This window comes from Fulvitalea axinellae (assembly GCF_036492835.1).
Taxonomy (GTDB): domain Bacteria; phylum Bacteroidota; class Bacteroidia; order Cytophagales; family Cyclobacteriaceae; genus Fulvitalea; species Fulvitalea axinellae.
The window spans coordinates 453,880-475,251 of the sequence record NZ_AP025315.1 but is presented as its reverse complement, the minus strand read 5'-3'; the positions used below and the strand labels follow the sequence as shown (position 1 = coordinate 475,251).

The window sequence follows — 21,372 nt, the reverse complement described above, 5'->3', positions numbered from 1 at the left end:
AGGAGGCGCTATAGCCTCATCAACTTTTGGAGCAGATGAGCCAAACGGAATGCGTATCGCAGTATCAGGCCTTGTTGTACAGGGTCGCGTATAATATTTTGGGAAACCGTTGTGACGCCGAAGACGCCGTGCAGGACGTCTTCGCAAACTGGTTTCGCATTGAAAATACCAGCGTTAGAAACGCCAAAGCTTACTTGCTCCGGGCCGTCCGTAATACCAGCCTTAACCTAAAGCGCAAGACTGATGCGCTCACATCATCGGACAGGGAAATTGAGGAGACGCCGGAAACGACGATCTACGACAAAGCCCAAGGTTGGGCCTTTATGGCCGAAGAAAAAGCCGAGGAAATCAGGGAAGCCGTAATGATGATGTACGGCAAACTGTCCGCACCGGAAAGAGGAGTCTACGTTCTGAGGGAAGGTTTTGACTTCGACTATTCGGAAATAGCCGAAATATTCGAAAAAAAAAGGGACCATTGCCGTCAGCTTTTATTACGGGCAAAAAAACGTCTTAGCCTTCCGCAAGCGTCCAAGGCTTCGTCCGATTCTGACAATGATAACGGCCTTGGTTCTTTTATGCAGCGTTTCAACAAAGCTTGCCAAAAAGGGGAGATGTCTAGTTTGATAGGCTTTCTCCAAAGCGAGATTAGCGCAAAGGAGTAAGGGCTTTAAGCCTTATCTTATTTTCAGATTGTCCATTTATCCCCACAAGTAGGAAAGTCGGGCAAAGCGCTTATTTTTGTGTTGAAAACGATCCAAGATCAATAGCAAAAGGCCGGTTTCTTCCCAAACCGGAGCCATTTTTTAACAAATTGCTATCAAGTGGCCACAAGTGCGCCCGCTTTCTTGGAAACATTTGGAACGCAAGAACAAGCCACGTCATGAAACCCGACAACAACATTCCTACCTACAGTCTAAACGCTTTCGGCGGTTCATTGGGCGACGCCAAACCTTTTAGTGTAGAGGAGTTTAACGCCAACCGGCACTTCGAGGTACAGTATCCTCATCGCCATGATTTTTTCGAAGTCCTTTTCCTTACCCAAGGCTCCGGCATACATATAATAGACGATCACCGATACGACATCACGCCTCCCTGTCTGTTTTTCCTTAGTCCGGGCCAAGCGCACAGGCTTGAGCTTTCGAAAGACATCGGAGGATATATTTTCCTCTTTTCCGCCGATTTCTATTTGCTTGACAAAAGCGACAAGAACCGCTTGCTGGAATTGCCCTTTTTCTTCAACGCCCAACAACGCAATCCTCCGTTGGTCCTTCAAAACGAAACAGACAAAGAATTTCTTTCCAACCTCTTTGCCCGAGGTGTGGAAAATATGTCGGCCGGACATGATGATTATGGTATAATCGGTTCTATTCTGGACCTCGTACTTAACACCTGTCATCAACTTTATCCTGCGGAACTGAGTAAGGGTAAAAAAAGCAAAGGGCAGATCCTTGTGAAGAAATTCAGAATGCTGATAGAGGAAAATTACCGAAAGAATCCGACTGTCCAACAATACGCCGATTGGCTTAATATTACACCCAACCACCTTACGCAAACCGTAAAATCTGTCACGGGCAAGACTTCTTTGGACCTTATAAAAGAAAAAAGTATACTGGAAATCAAAAGGTTACTTATACACACAGACCTCTCGGTAACCGAAATCGCCGACATGAACAATTTCAGCGACCAATCTTATCTTACCAAAGTGTTTAAGCGACACGCCGGCATGACTCCATCCGAATATCGGGACCGCCATTGAAATTTACCTATAATTCCGTCTTTTCGACAAGCGTTATCCATTAGGCATTCCCCATATTTGCCTAAAAGGAGGTCATTGAAGAATTTTCTACCGTAGAAATCATTTTTCACGACACAAACACAAGGCCTTGCCTGCAAACGGCAAGCGTTGTGATTTTGAAAAACACCCTTCTTTAGCGAACGAAACTTAAAAACATTACGGATATGGCTAATTATTTCAACACCCTTCCGCTCAGAGAGCAACTCAACCAGCTCGGTACTTGCGAATTCATGGACCGTTCAGAATTCGCCGCCGGCGTAACTGCCCTCGAAGGCAAGAAAATAGTGATCGTAGGCTGTGGCGCACAAGGTCTGAACCAAGGCCTTAACATGCGCGACTCCGGACTCGACATCTCTTATGCCTTGCGTCAGGTTGCCATTGACGAAAAAAGACAGTCTTGGAAACAGGCCACCGAAAACGGCTTTGCCGTAGGCACTTACGAAGAGCTTATCCCTTCGGCCGATTTGGTGATCAACCTTACTCCGGACAAACAACATAGCGCCGTGGTTTCGGCCGTAATGCCGTTGATGAAGCAAGGCGCCTCGCTTTCTTACTCGCACGGTTTCAACATCGTAGAGGAAGGAATGCAGATCCGCGAAGACCTCACCGTAATTATGGTGGCACCGAAATGTCCGGGCACCGAGGTACGCGAAGAGTACAAGCGCGGATTCGGCGTGCCGACGCTTATCGCCGTTCACCCTGAAAATGACCCTGAAGGAAAAGGCTGGGACTACGCCAAAGCCTACGCGGCCGCAACGGGCGGACACCGTGCCGGCGTTTTGAAATCGTCTTTCGTTGCCGAAGTAAAATCGGACTTGATGGGCGAGCAGACTATCCTTTGCGGACTGTTGCAGACCGGCTCTATCCTGAGCTTCGACAAAATGCTGGAAAAAGGCGTTGACGCCGGATACGCTTCCAAATTGATCCAGTACGGATGGGAAGTGATCACCGAAGCTTTGAAGCACGGCGGTATCACCGGTATGATGGACCGTCTCTCGAACCCCGCCAAAATCAAGGCTTTCGAAGTTGCCGAAGAGTTGAAGGGAATCATGCGTCCGTTGTTCCAAAAACATCAGGACGACATCATGAGCGGACACTTCTCCAAAACCATGATGGAAGACTGGGCCAATGACGACAAGAACCTCCTTACGTGGAGAGCGGCCACCGGCGAGACGGCTTTCGAGAAAACGCCGGCGGGAGACGTAGAGATCGCCGAGCAGGAGTACTTCGACAACGCGTTGTTGATGGTAGCCTTCGTGAAGTCAGGTGTTGAGCTCGCTTTCGAGACTATGACAGAAGCGGGTATCAAAGCGGAATCGGCCTACTACGAATCATTGCACGAGACTCCGTTGATCGCCAACACGATCGCCCGTAAGAAACTCTTCGAGATGAACCGCGTAATCTCCGATACCGCCGAGTACGGATGCTACCTCTTCGACCACGCCTGCAAGCCGTTGTTGGCCGAGTTTATGGAAACGGTAGACACCGACATCATCGGAACGGACTACAACGCTGGACGCGACAACGGAGTGGACAACCAAGAGCTTAACGCCGTAAACTTCGAGCTCCGCAACCACCCGATCGAAGCCGTGGGTTACGAACTCCGCAAAGCGATGACCGACATGAAGTCGATCAGCACCGAAGAAGCCGTTACGGCCTAATAAGAGAACCTTCTCAGTTACACGTTAGCATACCTAAACCGCTTCGATTCTTCGGGGCGGTTTTTTATTAAGTATTTGGAATAAATTCAATGTTAACTTTTGAATATTTCAAAGAATTTAAAATTAATTAAAATGAGGTGTATTTGATTCCAATTCACATATAACCCACCACATGAATTAGTATAATATAATTTTAAAATCTATTAGTTATTTTTAAAACCTGAACAACTTATCATATTTATAAAAAATTAAACTAAATATTCCTTATAAACCAACAAACGATTAAAAAACCAAAAAGCCTTTAATTTTCAAAAATACGGCAACATACTGTGTTACAACCCCTCAAATACCCTTATTAGAAAAACAGACAACCAGACAAGGATTCATTTATTGAAATTAAACAAGTAAAAACAAAAACAAATTAACATTACTTTTAACACGATTGCCATTATTTTCTTAAATTGGTCCTAAAATCGGCACTGCCCCGCCGATCTATTTTTGCATAAAATCTAGAATCCATTATTTAGTAACGTATTAACGGTAATGGCTATGCGTTTTCACAAACAGATCATTATTTTCACTCTGTCGTGCTTTGTTTCATTGGGGGCAGTTGCCCAGAACCCAGATAATGAAGGGATTCAAAACATCCAGTCAAACAACCCTTTTTACCCTATACCTTCTAATGGTTCAGGAGTAAATATTTGGTTTTGGACCTCCGGGGATGGTAACTGGAACGATTCCAATATGTGGCGAAAAGGGAGTATCAGCTCAAGTGGATATTTCACCAAAAACAGCAGTAATACCAAAGGGGCCCCTGGAGAAAATGATATTGCGATATTTTATAATTGCGGTTCATGGCCTGAAGTGAATGTGTCCACACAGGTTAAATGCAGGAGAATCGTTCTCTCTAGTGGCTCTTGGTACCCAACTTCTACAGATAACGTTGAGCTACGTATCCAAAATGGCGGACAACTGGAAGTCTCAGACGGAATTTTTGTTGACTTTGGCATAAACACAGCGATTAGAAGCAATTCACTATCTAGGAGTGATGCTTTCTTATATCTTGAAAACGGTTCGACCTTAATTACAGGTTCTTTAATTTCCGAAAAGCTTAATGGAGAGAAGAAAAGCCCGTTTTTTGACGACAATGGCTCTCGGAGTCATATAGTATGTGACCCTGGGTCCAAAATTATATTTCGTCCAAGAGACGATGATGATGATATTCCGGAAACTAAGACTCTTTACCTTCCCCCAGTCCGAAATGGCAGTCACAGTTGGTCAGGAGGCGAATCAGGAAGCGGGTACGGCACCTTAGAACTTCGCAAAGGTGGGGAAGATTGCGTAGACATCAAATCAATTGATGAGGGGACAACATCCGAAACATTCTATATAAAAAGTAAACTCTACATTGACGAATGCGTGACTCTCACGGTAGACGAACCCATCAAAATGCTTCCGGGCTCTACTGTCGAAAACAATGGAACCATTATTAATCCAGAGAAAATAACCGAAAACAACAATCAAGTTATTTTCGAGATGTACTTCACTGGCGAAGAGGAAAACATAGTTGTTGATAATTCATTAATGACTTATTTCTTTGATAATGTATCAATAACCGAAAACCTTATACTTAAAAACGCAAAAAGATTGGTAGTCAGGGGAGCCCCAATAAAAATCAAAAGTGGTCCCGGCAAAATGGGCTTTGTATATCCCGACGGAAATTTTCTTGATTCGGATAATGATATAACCTTCGAACTAGGAGAGGGGGTTACAGCCCCTTTTGAGATTGAGCGGTATTATGAACCGCGCGCAGACGGGGTTCTGAGAAAGAAGAACTGGTATACTTTGGGGGCCTTGACTAAAAACCAAACCTTTGAAACTTGGGCAAACTCAGTTTACGCTGGCATCTTCGGTTCTAGCAGTACACTCATGACTTATAGTGAGAGTAAATATGCGAAGAATGGAAACGGTCACTGGTCTTTTATAACAGATTGGTCTACCTCTCTTCCCCAACCTGGGCTAGCCATAGCCAATTATGGGTATGTTGAAGGGGAAACACCAAGCTTACAAAAGGGCAAAGGCAATGGGATAGTCAAAGCTGACGGGTCTATTTTTTATAGCGAAATAGGTGAAGTCTACCTCAACGAAAAGATAAATGTCCCCTTGTACTTTTCGGACGAGGACGGATCACAAAGCGACGATAAAGCTTCCCGTAATGGCTACAACTGTTTAGCGAACCCTTACCCGTTTCCTCTTTCATGGAAAAGGCTAAGACAAGAATTCTCGTCCAGTGGCTCCTCAAATTACTCGCTGTTCCGGAACAGTCTGATCACGTGGGAGTCATCTACCGGGATGTATACTCTTTACGCCAGCCTAAACGATGTCTCAATAGCGATAAACAATAGTGTTTTGCCTAAACGAGATGACAAACATAACACTAATATATCAATAGCCCCAGGGCAAGCGTTTTTCATCAAAACCAAGGTTGACGATGATGCGGCAAATGAAAATAGCTTTGAAGGAGACGGCGAAGCCACTCTTGAGCTAAGTCCAGAAATGCGCTACAAAGCAGAAGAAGGAGGGGATCCTAATGTTGTCACCAAAAATGTCCGAAGTGCGTCAAACGCTGAATACGAACTTTTCCGGATCAATCTGGAACAGGACGGAAAGCCTCTTATGCAGGCTGTCAATGTCTTCTCTGATGACTCATCTCCCGATTTCGACGAGGAAGAGGATATCTATATGCCTCCATTTATCTCTCGCTCAATCTCAACATCTACAGGACTTGATGACAAAACACCCATTGGCATCAATGTCATGCCATACCCCGAGGAAGAAAAGAGACTACGTTTGATTCTCAACGGAGTTAACCCGGGAACCTATGGCCTACGTATTCACGATACTGGAACTTTTTTCAAAGACAAAGAAGTTTTTATCTACGATACCGTGACCGACACCAAAACCTCTATGGATGACGGAACATATACGTTTGAGTTAGGTAAGGATAAAAACGAGCTGAAAGACAGATTCCAAATTATCCTCGATACTAGACTTTATGTACAAGACATCAAACTGACAGCCGACGACACTTTACACGCACCACTTGCAAGCCTCGTTACTGTACCGATAAAAGCTTCAGGTCTTAAAAATATTCACGCCTTCGAGACTACTCTAAGCTGGGACTCTGATAAACTCAATCTTAAAGAAACCTCTTCGGATCATTTTCATTTTGATGAAATCGAAAAGAATGGAACTCTCAAAATTCTTTATAACAAGAATGAAAACCTTACCCTAGGAATTAACGACACCTTGGCTCTCGTAAGTTTTGAGCTAAAGGCCCAAGAAGCGGTTATCAATATAACAGATACCAAAACCAAAGCCCTAGCTAACGACGGAAAAACATATTTGGAAGAACCTTCGGCTGACATTTCCACCAAAATATTGGAAATGCCTAAGACTACTCTAGATCTCCAAGTCATTCCTTTTAGAACTTCCGCTCCAGAAAAGGTCGCTTTCTCCGTAAAGGATAACAATTCTGAAACACAATATATATCAACAAACGGAGAGGTAACCCATCATTCTTCTTATGCTGGCAGAGAGGTGCTTGTGGAAGCAAAAAAAATAGAGAACACTGACTATAGCTATATATCGGTGGGAGACTTGCTAAAAGCCAGAGAATACATCTTACAGGAGTTTCTTCTTCCGAATATATTTAGCGATGCTCAACTCGATGTTAATGAGGACGGCAAAGTAAGCACTATGGATATTCAGGCTATGCGCCGAATTATTTTGGGCCTTGACGAATATTTTGTGGAAAAAAACGAAAGTGCATGGCGTATCCTTCCTGACAAAAACATTACCTCCAAGACCTTTGAATATCAGGGAATAGATTCAGAAGTAGAACTGGAGTTGAAGAAGGAAAATAATAAAGCCTTCTTCTGGGCCATCAAAAAAGGAGATGCTTACAGCTCTGATCAACAACAACGTAAGGGCGACAAAACAATAAAAATCCTTTATAACACTAAAGAAAAAAATGAGGGTAAACTAGTTACCATTTCTACAGAAACACTTGAACCACTCAAAGGAATGCAATTCACCCTTAAATGGGATCCGGCATTATACCACCTAAAGCATTATCAGTTTAATTCGGAAGTGCAGGGACAGGTAAATGAGCGATTAATCGAAAAAGGAGAGTTACCAATTCTCTGGACCAGCGATTCCGGAACTACTCCTGACAATTTTATTGAACTGGAGTTTTCTAAAAAATCAACAAATACTTCTGAGTTAGACTTCGGTTTATCGTCATCCACCATGGAAAATGTCGCATTTGATGAAAGTATGAATGAATTATTAATAGGACTACAAAAAACTAATTTACCCCCTTCGACATCAGTACATGTTTACCCCAACCCAGTATCTGATATCGTAAATTTTGTAGTAAATCTAGCAAATGCTTCAAAAGCCTCTGTTAGTATAATTAACGCACAAGGTCAGACAGTACTTAATAGCTCTTCAGAACACCACTCAAAACAACACAACATTTCCTTAAATCGAATTGACCTACCTAATGGAATCTATTTATACAAGGTCAAATCTGTCGGGCAATCCTTCACAGGTAAGGTTATATTTTTCTAATCTAGAGACAAATGGCAACAACCTTAATAGTTAAACAACTCAATCGTAGTATGGTATTCTTCAGTAGAGTGTTAAGATTAACCTTAGTGCCACTACTTATTCTTTTTATTGTACCTCTTTCAAATGCTCAAGGACCTGGAACTGGAGGGACTGGTGACCCTGCTGTCCCCATAGACGGCGGAGTATCAATCCTACTAGCCAGCGGCTTACTACTAGGCGGAAGAGAAATAGTCAAACACAGAAAAAAGTCCAAAGACCAACAATAAAACACAAATGCCCTGAATCAAGTCAGGGCATTTGTGTTTGTAACCACTCTCAAATCATCAAAACGCTTGATCCTTTTAGTAGAGTTCCCGGATTTTCGTTACGTTTGGTCTTGGCTCAAGAAAGCGTATCAAAATTATAAAACAGGGCAATGTGGGGTTGGGTATTGATAATCGCCGGAATAATTTTCGGAAATCATGATAAGAGTTCGGAAGAGACATTTTCTGTCTTGGACCAGACATTGGAGCGGAAAGCAAACTATGACAAGGCCTATTCCAACAAAATCGACTCTCTTATAGCGGAGATCGATCACGAACAATCGCCCCTCAATCTTTATAAGGAGTTTCTGAACATCTCCGATCTGTACCTTCACTTCAACGCCGATTCAGCGTTAGCGTATTCCATAAAGGCCGCTAGGCAAACTCCCTTTTTAAATAATGAAAGGGAGCATGTCAATGGTATTTTGCATTTAGCCAACGCCCATTTGCACGCCGGGCTTATCAATGAAGCGGCTTCTTATCTCAAATTTGCCCGAGAGCGCATTAAAGACAAAAGCTTGCTTCCTACTTTTTTTTCATATCAGCTGGAATACCAACAGGCTCTGCTGGGGTATAGGCCCCCCAAGACCCTTCAAGAGATGTACAGCTACCAAATCAAGGCTTACAGAGATTCTCTTGTCCAAGCGCTTCCCGAAGGTTCTAATGAGGTGACAAAGTATCAGGCGGAGTCTCTGCTTGAACAAGGCCTTACCGCACAAGCAAGGTCTCTTCTGCAAACCGCCTTAAAAAGGATAGATCCGCAAGACGAAATTTATCCCGACCTTACCTATTTAATCGCCCAAAGTTATTCACAATCAGGGGACATTCCTTTGTACAAAGAATTTTTAGCCCTTTCGGCTACCCAAAATATCAAAATGGCCCATAAAGACAACCCGGCTTTAAGGGAACTGGCTACCCAGCTATATAATGAGGGAAACACGGCCAAGGCTTACGAATATATCAAGCACGCTCACGCAAACGCTATAGAGAGCAGGATCAAAGTCAGCAGTTATCCAGTGTGGGAAACATTCTCGATCTTAACGAAATCGAACGAAAAACTATTACGCACCCAATCCTATAACAGGCTTTTGCTTTTGTCGCTTTCCGCCGTAATCGCCACAGTCCTTTCCGTCGGCGTTTTCTTTCTTAGGCGGCAAGCCTCCAAACTCAAAGAAAGCAATACTTCGTTGGAATCACTTTCGGAAGAACTGAAACAGAAGCAAAAGCAAATAGAGAAGACGAACTCACAACTAACGCAATTGAGTCAAGTACAAAAACAACACATTGTCCACTACCTCCAATTGTGTTCAGACTATATCGGCAAAATCGACGAATATCGCTTGGGACTGTTTAGAATAGCCAAGAGATCACAAAAAGAACAACTGCTTCAGAACCTGAAATCAACGGAAATAATAGACACGGAACTGAAAAGTTTTTACCGTGATTTCGACAAATCTTTCTTGGCGATTTACCCGGACTTTATCGAAGAGTATAACAAATTACTGCTACCTGAAGAGCATATTAGCCCCAAGAAAGGCGAACTCATGAATGCCGAACTCCGCATCTTTGCGCTAGTACTTTTGGGGATTCCCGAAAGTGCGCGAATCGCCAGTTTCCTTCGTTATTCTCCTTCGACTATTTATAACTACAGAACCAAAGCGAAGAATCGATTCAAAGGGGACAGAGACGATTTTGAGCAAAAAGTTATGGAAATAGGGCGTAAAAGTTAGGGTTCCCTCCATTATGATATCTACATTTTAGCCACCTTAAAAAATCATAAAGCACTAACTACCAAGACATAGCAAACCAACCCTATCTACATATTGCTTCAGACATCTATTCTTTCACAAACAAGCGCCGTACTTTTGAACTGTTGCCGGCACAACTCAAAAATCACAGTTTAGATGTATGATGACGATGAAAATGATCCAACCTATTGGGCGCTTTATGGCCACTTTGGGAATGGGAGCGATACTCTTGTCTTGCAACAATGACAATGAGGTTCCTGATTCTCCTGACAATCCCGTAAAGCCGACATTCGATACACTCGTAGAACATATTTCCGGTGACGAACAAACGACACCAACTACGGAATCTATTCAGAAAATTGATTGGAAATGCGTAGCGTGGAACAGCTCCACCTACGAAAATAAAACACAAACAATCACCCGAAACGACTTCGATGAGAGTCTAAATGAAGCTGATAAACTTAAGATCTACCGTATAGAAGATGGAAAGTTTATCGTATCCGCACCCAAAACCGATAGTCAAGCCAGAAGCTCCGAAAGCCGTTCTTTCGATTATAAATTCACGAACGGAACCTTAACAATCGAAGGAGCCACAATGCAGGTCAGAACCGAGAATGGAAGCCTGATCCTTTATTACGATTACAAAGACATAACAGCTTTGCAAAAGGTTTTCGACGTCAACCTGAAGCCTTATTACGACCCGGCGAACATCAACAAGAATAACTACATCGGAATTATCCGTTTGGTTAACTCATCGCCCACATTGCCGACTACCCCTCCAGATAAGCCGACCACTCCACTAGGCGAATTTGATGCGGGTGTACTGGCCCAGAACCTTGTAAATTCCACTCAGATGGGCAAACTTATTCCGGGCGTATATTCATTGATTGATCAAGAAGACTCAAAACGAGTACAAATATTTGGCTTATATGGAGGCGACACTACCGCCATCATTAAACAGCCTCTGAGCATGAACGGCTATACCTCTTCCAGAGGTAAGGAAATATTCGAAGCATTCTTCAAAGGAGCGACATTTATCTACAAAAACGTTCCGATGAAAATCACTTCCATTTCCAAACAAGGAAGAATGATCGGAGTCATCGGAAAGATTGAAGATGGGATTCTCGTGTCATTCTACTATGGGATTGCCGTTGAAAACGACTTGTGGATTAGCCCTCCTCCCGAAAGAATCTCTACACCTTTCGATGCGGCTACACTGACAAACGATTTTATTGGGCGCAAACCCATCGATGGAAAGATATTCGAGACGATTGAGCGTTTGGAGGATTCAAAAGGAAGGCTACTATTATCGAGTTCACAGGAGACCAATAAAAACATAAGCCTGAAAAGCCCGATTATTCTGGACAAAATAGAAAGCCCGTTTGTTAGGGATATCTTCGGGAGTCTTTACAAAAGGGAAAAAATAACTTTTAAGGGCATTAGTCTGGATGTCTTCAAAGTGTCTACAAACGTCGAACAGAATTCTATTCTTGTTTACGCTACGGATTCGGAAGGAACTTCCAGAACGTTTGTTTACGATTTTGTAAAAGAAGCGGGAGAGTGGGAATAACACTTTATCAGTAAAAGAACGGTCCGAAACTTAATTGTCCGGACCGTTTGTTTTTATATTTTAAAAGAGAGATCCTCACTTCAGCCGTTTTAACAGGGAACTTACTTGTCTTAAATGGAGATATCCTCAAACTCCCACGAAAAGGGAGTTTTTCAGGCATTCAAGGGATTTTAATTTTTCTAAGACGATTTTTTTCGTAATCACTTTGTCTTAAAATGTTGACAATAAAGTCAGGATACATAAGCGGGCTGACATCCACTAAGGTTTTATCGATTTCCGTAGTGTGTCGATTAAAATGTGCCCGCAAGCATATGGCCTAGAGTTTGAACGTTGGCTAGCAAGAGCCCTATCCTTGTTCCCCCATATAAGCGTTCAATGTGTTTTTCCGTCCAAACAGAAGTAGCCGAGATACACGGACCCACTCTTCACGGGGAATAAGCCTATCCCCGCCCGGCCCCGGACTTCCCGTACAAGCCATGTTGACGGCGGAGGGTTACAGAACTATGGTGCTTTCGAAAAAAAAGGAGCGCCCTTCCGGCAAACCGAAACGCCTTACGTATCATGAAAACCGTATCTTGGCGCTTTTGGAAACGTATGAGATCTATTGGTTGGAAGGGGACACCATAGCCCCAAAAAACAGGCAGGCTTTGATGGAAAATCTCTATCAACGTATTCGTTTTTTGCATGAACTGGAACAACTGGTGTTCAAATGGATACACGAACGCCAGTTGCCCGTAGCCGGATACAACAAAGAGGAGTACACCGAGCTAACCAGCCACTTACGGATTTTGGACGAAGTACAGAAGGAGAGGACCAGCGTCACTCGAAAGCTAAGGCGCTACGGCATACCGCTGACTCCAATATATCGCTACGGCATAAAGCCCGAGATCATGGATATTGACCCCATGGCTTTGGACACAGTCTTGAGTGCCACCTGCTCCACATCTACTTTTCCGCTGACAACTTCAGCCTCTTCACAAGCCGATCACAGCGAGCTACTTGGTAATTTCGCCCAACTCACCGCATATCCAAGCGGGGCGAAGTTAGTCTCTGATTTCATCAGCGTATCGGCGAGACGTTATATTGATCCCGCCTTTGAAGTAATACCCGAAGGCCTTAGTGGACTAACGTTTCCGGAGCTAGCGGGCGACGAAGACAACCCCATAATCCGATTTCCCGCCGGTATCACGGCCAGAAAGCAACTCGCCGAAGCTTCAGGAACAAAAGGACAAAACGTGTTCACCTTCATTCCTCCTTTTCTGGCTCTTGCCCGTGTACTTTTACAGCAGATGTATCCTGACACACCTAGCGAAGTCGAAGAGAGACTGAAAAAACTTTACGCCGAATCAGGCTTGCCTTATTTTACGAAATGGGGTTCCACCAACGCTCTTGATGGTGATAGTCCTGTCAGTGGTTCCTCGGATACCGGCTCGGATTCTGAATCCAGTTCGTCACCGACAAGTCCCGATTTGCCCAACGAACACCGACGGCTTCTTCCCGTTTCAAGAGGAATGGGCGCTTCGCCCAGAAGCCAGCAGGCGACCATGTCTTTATTAGAGCCAACTCTCGACTTTAAAGTGGAAGACGTCAACTTCGCAACATTAAAGAAATTTAGGGCTCAAGGAGCATACGGCAGAGTTTACGAGTTTGAAACGAAAGACGGCAAGCCTAGAATTATCAAATTTGTCAGAACAGAATCAGATATAAATTTCGCCTTCACATGGTTTCCCGAAAAGGAAGCGCTGGCTTCAAACTTCATCAATGTAATAGGGCGCCGTGTAACGGCTCCGCCCTGTTTGGCCTTGCCTAGAAACTCGCCCGTGCTAGGCGAACTGTTTGCCAAAACCGTGGAATGCCCCAATGCCCTTACCCGTTCAGAGTTTTACTCAGATTTACAACGTACACAAAAGGCCAAATTCGATTTTACGTGCCTTATAATGGAAAAGATGTCGGGCCGTTCCAGAAAAGACTTCACGGACTCTTACGGAACGGTAGAAGGCCCAGCTTTATTCAAAGCCGTAGTTTCTACTCCAGATTACCAGGCATCGCTGGGTGAACTTTTCCTTTACGATTTGCTAATGGGCAATTATGACCGCCTGTGGAGAACGATCCATAACGGCAACGTACTTTTCAATATAAAGCCCAAGCATGTCGGGTTTGAAGAATTTGAATTCGTCCCCGAGGATATGCCACTGCACGCCATTGACCAGACTATCAGCGTATACGGACAGTTTATCTTTTTGAATTATTTGGAGACCGGCAACGAAAAAGTCACCACCGACGAATACGCCGAAGTAGGCAAGTTTTTACAGGACCCGCACAAATATCCGGTTCAGTTTCACAGGCAGGCCACAAAACAAATGAGCTACTTGCATTCCATTCTAAAGAAGGTGCTGGATAATTTGATAGCGGGAACGACCGGGCAATCCCTAAGCCGAAACTTCCTAAGTGGTATAATAGAAGGTACGAGCACCAAGGCGTTGGAAATGGGGATGGTGGAAGGAATGCTCAAGATGAAGACCAAAGGCCCGATGATAGAGGCTTTTTCGAAAATGTCCTTTCCCCGTTTCCAACAAGACACCCAATACCTGTTTGATTCCTGCCATATGGTACGGGACTTAATAGACAAATATGACGAGGAAGAGTTATTGCTGGCCCTTACAAGGGAAAAAGGCAAAATCAGAGGCCTCACACAATAAATCCACACAAGTCTTAAGTATAAGGCATTACGTATTAGGTAAAGGTCTGATAAACGTATTCGACCCCTGAAACCCAAATAGAATAATTTTTCCTAAGCACAACGTAATCGCACCTTTTCCAGATCTATATCCAGCTTTTCAAAGCTTATACTTTCGTCTTTTTCCACTGTCGAGTGGGGGAGGAGGTACACATAATCTTTTTCCTTCACAAACTGTTCGGTAAGTTCTCCGAAAGTGTCGGCATCAAGATTCGAGGAATACTAATCCAAACAAGCTCTAAATCGATGAGAGACCAACCCACATGCGAATAATTACTCGACTTTGTAAACGTGTAGACTTTTTCCATAAAAGAGGGCTGCCTGGGTTTTAAAACCAAACGGCCCTTCTCATAAAGACTAAACGCTTTCCGAACCTATTAAAAAGACCACTGACTACATTTAACCGGCCACACCAACCTTAAGTTTCTCAAGCCACTTGGCATCTTTCTCCCCAACACTTTTACTGTGTTTCAACACCTTTACGTGGAACTGTCGCAGTGTCTCGGAATACTCGGGCTTTTCCGCTAAATTATTGATTTGATCAGGGTCCTTTCTTCTATCAAAAAGTACATGCTTACCTACAGAGAAAAACCCAACAGAATAGTCCTTATCATAAATGCCTGCGAATTCCCCGTCACAGTGATGGAAATAAGCCGTGTCCTCATGACCTTTTACTTTCTTACCTTTCAAAAAATTGGACGTGTCAATTCCCTGCTCTTCGCCATTTGTGGAAAAACCAACCAAACCGGCAATCGTTGACTTAAAATCTACTGTCGTGACATGCTCCTTAATTGCCGTACCTGCCTTGATTTTTCTTGGCCATCTTACAATAAAAGGTACTCTGTAGGCATTCTCGTAAAACATATTCTTACCGTAAAGCCCGCCGTGTTCACCCAGGTACTCACCATGGTCGGAAGTGAAGACAATAATCGTATTGTCATACTGCCCCATGGCTTTTAACTTTTTAATCAAACGTCCCACATTGTCGTCAATGCACTTCACCATCCCATAATACTGCGCTTTATGACGTTTCAGTACCGTTTTCCGGTCTTTTCTGTCTTTACCATAGGGTAGATCTCGTGACATCCAATCAGGTCTTGGGATGTCAAATGTAGTAGGCAGCTCCATGTCTTCTGGATTAAACATCGTATCATATGGCTTACGGACGGACAATGGAGAATGAGGGTCGGGAAAAGAGAGCATCAGCATAAACGGTTTGTCTCCTCTGTCTTTTTTCATAAAGTTCAGAGCCTTATCCGTCAAGAAGTCGGTTGTATAAGTTTTCTTGTCACCTATTATATTATATGGAAAGGTCTTAACGGTACCGTCAGGCTGATCCTGAAGTTTTTTCCAATGGCCCCTGTTCATCATGAAACGGCTGTCTTCAAAACCCAGTGCCCGTTCCTTTGGCGTAAAACCGGGCTTTGGGTCACCGTCGAGATGCCATTTGCCAATATACCCCGTATCATAGCCACCTTTTCTAAACACGTGCCCAAAACCCTCAATATCTTGCCTGATCTGAATATTATTTTTATACGCGCCATTAGTGTGCGGATACATCCCGCTGATAAAACATCCGCGTGAGGCCGTACAAACCGCCGAATTAGTGAAAAAATTATCTAGACGGGCACCTTCCTCGGCCAACGAATCTATATGGGGTGTCTTGACAACATCTCCTCCATATGCGCCTAATGTCCAGACACTTTGTTGATCGGTATGTATAATTAAGACATTCGGTTTTTTTCTTGCGGCCCCGCGGGCCAACATCGGTATGCAACTAGCCCCTGCGGAAGCCATTGCGCTCTTTCTAAGAAAGTCTCTTCTTTTCATTTCGTTGATAATTAGTTTAAAAATTAAAACCGACGTCAAACTCTTAAAAAGACCATTTACCGTCATTTACACCAAACTTAAAAAACAGGACTAAACAGCACGGGACGGTTCAAAAAGACATTTGAGATAAAAAAGTGGCCAATACCATAAATTACTGCATATACGGTAATTTCAATATTGTCCATTCATTATGAGAACCGAAACAAAAGGTTGTTTGTCAAACAGAATTCAAGGTTTAAAACCTTATGTTATTCATCATTTAATGAAATAATGCGCCTAGTTTTTTCATCGATATTAATGATGTTTTCAAGAGTGAACACTATTGTACTCAGCCACAAAAGTGGTCTAGGTTGAGTTTTTTTTCAGAAACACCAGCGCGCTTATCGGCTAACATTACAGCCTACCAAGAGAATTCAATGATCCAACTCCCTTGGAGAGCTTTTGTGAATTTATCATTAATCGAAATCTGTAATGCTAGAAAAAACCACCCCTTATTTTTATTCCCTTATTTTACTGCTTTTCAGCCCTGCCTTATTTGGTCAAAATATACACATCCATACGGGTGACATATCGATGTTATACCAGGTGACGAAAGGGAAGAAAGTTGAACAAGTCCACTTTGGAAAGCGCCTGCCAAACTTGCGGGGAACAGAACACAACGACGGGTACTTTGGAGAGATTTACCCGAGTTTCGGAAATGGCGAATCTTACGAAACCGCATTGATAGTACGCCACGATGACGGGACTTTGGCGACGGACTTATACTATTTGTCCCATACCCAAAATAGTGACAATGGAATCCAGACAACTGTAATTCGACTAAAAGACGAAAAGAAAAACCTATATGTCGATCTGAATTTCAAGGCTCATGACAACGAAAATGTGATAGAGCAATGGGCTGTAATTAGAAACAAAGAAAAAGGAGCGGTACAGCTTCAACAATTTGCCTCCAGCTCATTCCGGTTAAAAGCTGTCGAATACCGTTTGCTGCACTTCAACGGAAGCCGAGAGCAGGAAATGAACCTTACGGAAGAAAAGTTAACCAACGGAATTAAAAACATAGAAACCAAATTAGGCACACGCGCTACGGAAAATGAAAACCCATCATTTATGTTGGCTTTGAATGGAGAATCATCCGAAGATTACGGGGAAGTTTATGCGGGCGCTTTGGCCTGGTCCGGCAATTATAAGCTTTCATTTCAAGTCGACGACAAAGAGCGCTGTCACATCAACGCGGGTATCAATCCGTTTACCTCATACTATAATCTTGATCCAGGGCTTAGTTTTAAAAGCCCTAAAATGATTCTTACTTATAGCGCTAACGGAAAGAACAAAGCATCGATAAACCTGCACCGTTGGGCCAGAAAACACGGAATAAGACATGGGGACCAGCTACGCCCGATCGTGCTTAACAGTTGGAGAGGTGTCCGTTTTAATTTTGACTCGAAGAAACTCAAAGAAATGATTGACGGCGCCTCAAGGATGGGTGTCGAAATATTTGTGCTTGATGATGGTTGGTTTGGCAATAAATATCCTCGTAATTCAGCAATCGCGGGTTTAGGCGACTGGGAAGTCAACAAAAAGAAATTGCCCGAAGGCTTAGACCATTTAATCGATTACGCTGAAAAGAAAGGAATGGGTTTCGGCATTTGGGTAGAGCCTGAAATGGTAAATCCTAAAAGTAATCTGGCGAAAAAACACCCGGAATGGATTCTTCAAAGAATGAACGGCCGAAAACCATTACTCCTTAGAAACCAATCCCTGTTAGATCTATCAAACCCTAAAGTGCAGGATTTCGCATTTAACGTGGTCGACAGACTCTTAACTGAACATCCAAAAATAAAATACATAAAATGGGACGCTAACCGTCATTTGCAAAACTTTGGCTCCACCTATTTGTCCAAAGATAGACAAAGCCATTTATGGATAGAGTACGCAAAAGGGTTTGAAAACGTATTGCGACACCTCTCCGAAAAGTATCCTGAAACAATCTTCCAAACCTGTGCCTCAGGAGGAGGAAGGGTGGAATATGGCGCCTTACAATACACTGACGAATTCTGGGCAAGCGATAATACGGATCCTTTTGAAAGACTTTTTATCCAATGGGGGACTAATCATATATACCCTCCTATTGCGACATCATCGCACGTCACCGAAACTCCGGATAAGCACACGGGTAAAACGGCAAGCTTAAAATTCCGGTTTGATATTGCCATGAGTGGTCGTCTAGGTATAGAGCTAGTTCCAGAAGACTTGAATCTCTCGGAACTTGCGTATGCGCAATCTGCGATTAGTTTATATAAACGTATTCGTCCCATTATTCAATTCGGAGATCTTTATCGTTTGCAATCTCCTTATGACAATGACGGCTATGCTTCGATCGCATATGTCCGTCCGGATAAATCCGAGGCTGTCGCTATGACTTATGGACATGATTATCATAGGCGTTTCGAAAGAAATATGCTACGCTTTAAAGGGCTCGATCCCAATAAGGTTTACCGAATCCAAGAAATAAACAGGGGAAAAAACAGGCGCTTGACCAACATCGACAGCTCCCTGTTTTCAGGACGCTTCTTAATGGGGAGAGGAATTTGGGTAAACTTACGCAGGTCAATGGCCAGCGCAATGTTTCATTTGAAGGAAGTAAAAACCGACAGGTAGCTATATAATTAATTGCCCTTTCGTTCTCCTTGTATTTGGGGAGAATGAAAGGGCTGTTATTGGCAGGAAAATGAATTGGGAGACATTGGGCGTATCCACGATTCGATAGCAACCTAAACATACTGTAGATAGCGCTGAAATGCTGACATACTTTTTAATCCACTGGCATTTTTTTCATTTCAAGCCCTATTGGCGACCAAAGTGTATTTTGATAGAGTAGATTGCCGAGTGGGGGTCGCCTATCAGAATGCACAATTGTTGAAAGAAGGGGAATAATTGCTCTAGACCAACATAAGTACAACAAATTACGGACATTACGTGTCGTCGGGCACTTGTGTTATTATATTTTTGGAATACCGCCTTTATGATGTTACCGCTAGGGTCTATTAAAAAACCCTACAAAATATCGCTTTTGCTTGTCCATACCTTTCGAGTATAAAAAAGAGCGAATGAAGGCGTATATGTGGATGCTCATAGCATACAATACATCGATTTTTTTCATGAGACAAATTCTGGTTTCATGATAGCGCAAAGGACCTCAATACGGAGGTCAAGTACCTATTAACAACGTAAAAAAATATGTATAATGACGATTTATATATCAATCGATTAAGCGATGGCGACCTTTCTGCTTTGGAAGTAATCTTTCGTCGTTATCATAGGGATCTGTACCTGTACGCTTACCGTTTAGCGGAAAACGAGATGATAGCGGAGGATTTGGTTCAGGACACTTTTATAAAATTATGGGAAAACAGGAAATCTATGCCGGCCTGCCGCTCGCTAAGGCCCTACCTCATTAAAACCGTCTTTAACGCTTTCATGGATTTGAAACGACATGACAAGGTTAAAGTCAAACACCAGAACCAGATAGCTAGAAAAGTGCCTACTTTGTCATATTCGGGAACGGATGATATAGTCGCTTTTAACGATTTGAACGAACACCTTCGATTAGCTCTTGAAAAACTTCCGACCAAGCAGAGACAGACCTTTATGATGGTCAGAATTCAGGGGATGAAGAGAAAGGAAGTGGCCGAAAAAATGGGAGTTTCGATAAAAACAGTTGAGGGAAATTTGACGTCGGCGTTGAAAAAGCTGAAAAAAGAAATGGCGCCGTTTCATCTAAGTGTCATTTTTTTAGTACTCCTGTATTAGCGGGTTATTCTTTTTCAATTTATCGTCTTAATGAGCAAGGGTAAAAGCCTCGTTACCCGTCCTTCTGCAAACGGGATAGAATGGATTATAGTGAAGAAAATATAAAACGGTTAATTAAAGGCCATTTTGATAAAAGCCTAAGTGATTCGGAATGGGATCATTTATGCTCTTGGGTCAATGCGAACGACCAGAACGGCGAAATTATGGCTGATATGGTCAAAAAAGAGATTTTGGAATCTCAGATGTGCCCTCCTCCGCCATCTACGGATAGAGCGTTACGGAAGCTGATGGTCGAAATAAAGATTAAACAATCTAACCGAACCAAGAAACTATGGATTTCAAGTGTTGCGGCTTCGCTGGTGTTACTGGCTATATCCAGCCTTTTATTTTTCGCTAATCATAGTGATAAAGGGGGACCTTCCCATAACAACCCTACACCTGATAAAATTAGCCTCACTCTTTCGGACGGTAGTGTTATCCTACTTGGGGAAGAAAATATAAAAAATGATGTGAGGAATGGCTTTGTTCGGATTACGGACAAAAAGAAAGTAAGCTATAAGGCGCAAGGATTTCAAAGTTTAAAAGAGGAATTCAACACAATAAGGGTTCCTAAAGGCAAACGCTTTTCCCTTCAGCTTTCCGACGGTAGCCTGATATATCTTAATTCGGGAACCGAGGTTCGTTACCCGGTCGTGTTTAAAGGCAACGAAAGAAATATTGAGCTGATCAACGGGGAAATCTATTGTGAAATCTCAAAAAGAATACATAAACCGTTTTACTTGAATGCTCAACGGATCAGGGTCCGGGTACTTGGCACCGCTTTTAATTTCAGCTCTTACTCCAATGAGAAAAAACATAGGGCGGTTTTAGTTGAGGGTAGCGTAGCTATAGCGCCCCGAAATTCTTTCGGTTTCGATTTGACGAAAGCTTCCAAGCTAAAGCCCGGTCAAGCCTTTATTTATAATACCGTTAGCAAGAGATTTAAGGTAAAGGACGTGAACACAGATACATTCACCGCATGGAAGGAGGGGCGTTTAGTCTTTAAGTCTATGCCTCTTAACGAAATTCTGCCCCGTATAAGTCGTTGGTATGGAGTGGACATAATTGATCGGACGGGTGAAATAGGGAATAATACCTTTAACGGAACTTTTGATAAAGAAAACCTTGATGAGGCTTTGGTCATTTTGTCAAAACTCTGTGGAGTGCATTATAAAAAAGTTGGTGGAAAAGTGATAGTTGGATCTAATAGTCTAGACTGATACAAATGGAGCGCCCTTCTGT

12 protein-coding genes are annotated in these 21,372 nt (G+C 43.0%); 11 read left to right on the top strand and 1 reads right to left on the bottom strand.

Going from position 1 to position 21,372, the window contains the following annotated elements; genetic code table 11:
* Positions 1-35: 35 nt before the first annotated feature.
* The 8 genes from AABK39_RS20695 to AABK39_RS20665 all read left to right on the top strand — a co-directional run bounded on the left by AABK39_RS20695 (position 36) and on the right by AABK39_RS20665 (position 14,410).
* Positions 36-662 (top strand): sigma-70 family RNA polymerase sigma factor, encoded by a 627-nt coding sequence (locus AABK39_RS20695; RefSeq protein WP_338394848.1) that lies wholly within the window; start codon positions 36-38, stop codon positions 660-662.
* Positions 663-880: 218 nt separating this feature from the next.
* Positions 881-1,756 carry a helix-turn-helix domain-containing protein gene (locus tag AABK39_RS20690; protein WP_338394847.1) on the top strand — a complete coding sequence of 292 codons (876 nt, stop codon included), beginning with the start codon at positions 881-883 and terminating at the stop codon, positions 1,754-1,756.
* Positions 1,757-1,959: 203 nt separating this feature from the next.
* Positions 1,960-3,456: a ketol-acid reductoisomerase gene (gene ilvC / locus AABK39_RS20685; protein ID WP_338394846.1), complete on the top strand. Its 1,497-nt coding sequence runs from the start codon at positions 1,960-1,962 to the stop codon at positions 3,454-3,456.
* A 549-nt stretch (positions 3,457-4,005) separates the two neighbouring features.
* Complete coding sequence (locus tag AABK39_RS20680; RefSeq protein WP_338394845.1) at positions 4,006-8,091, top strand: T9SS type A sorting domain-containing protein; 4,086 nt, start codon at positions 4,006-4,008, stop codon at positions 8,089-8,091.
* 11 nt (positions 8,092-8,102) lie between these two features.
* A complete protein-coding gene (locus tag AABK39_RS27795) occupies positions 8,103-8,357 on the top strand; it encodes a PID-CTERM protein-sorting domain-containing protein (RefSeq protein ID WP_421825169.1) in 255 nt (84 codons plus the stop codon).
* A 149-nt stretch (positions 8,358-8,506) separates the two neighbouring features.
* Positions 8,507-10,123 (top strand): DUF6377 domain-containing protein, encoded by a 1,617-nt coding sequence (locus AABK39_RS20675; protein ID WP_338394844.1) that lies wholly within the window; start codon positions 8,507-8,509, stop codon positions 10,121-10,123.
* A gap of 178 nt (positions 10,124-10,301) precedes the next feature.
* Positions 10,302-11,711, top strand: a complete 1,410-nt coding sequence (locus AABK39_RS20670; RefSeq protein WP_338394843.1) for a hypothetical protein — start codon at positions 10,302-10,304, stop codon at positions 11,709-11,711.
* A 476-nt stretch (positions 11,712-12,187) separates the two neighbouring features.
* Complete coding sequence (locus AABK39_RS20665; RefSeq protein ID WP_338394842.1) at positions 12,188-14,410, top strand: hypothetical protein; 2,223 nt, start codon at positions 12,188-12,190, stop codon at positions 14,408-14,410.
* A gap of 437 nt (positions 14,411-14,847) precedes the next feature.
* On the opposite strand, the gene AABK39_RS20660 is transcribed toward AABK39_RS20665, so the two are convergent.
* Positions 14,848-16,278 (bottom strand): sulfatase family protein, encoded by a 1,431-nt coding sequence (locus AABK39_RS20660; RefSeq protein ID WP_338394841.1) that lies wholly within the window; start codon positions 16,276-16,278, stop codon positions 14,848-14,850.
* Positions 16,279-16,749: 471 nt separating this feature from the next.
* Between AABK39_RS20660 and AABK39_RS20655 the strand changes: the two genes are divergently transcribed.
* From AABK39_RS20655 to AABK39_RS20645, 3 genes are all read left to right on the top strand, one after another.
* Positions 16,750-18,939 (top strand): alpha-galactosidase, encoded by a 2,190-nt coding sequence (locus AABK39_RS20655; RefSeq protein WP_338394840.1) that lies wholly within the window; start codon positions 16,750-16,752, stop codon positions 18,937-18,939.
* 579 nt (positions 18,940-19,518) lie between these two features.
* A complete protein-coding gene (locus AABK39_RS20650; protein WP_338394839.1) occupies positions 19,519-20,091 on the top strand; it encodes an RNA polymerase sigma factor in 573 nt (190 codons plus the stop codon).
* Positions 20,092-20,171: 80 nt separating this feature from the next.
* Complete coding sequence (locus tag AABK39_RS20645; protein ID WP_338394838.1) at positions 20,172-21,350, top strand: FecR family protein; 1,179 nt, start codon at positions 20,172-20,174, stop codon at positions 21,348-21,350.
* The last annotated feature ends 22 nt before the right edge of the window (positions 21,351-21,372 follow it).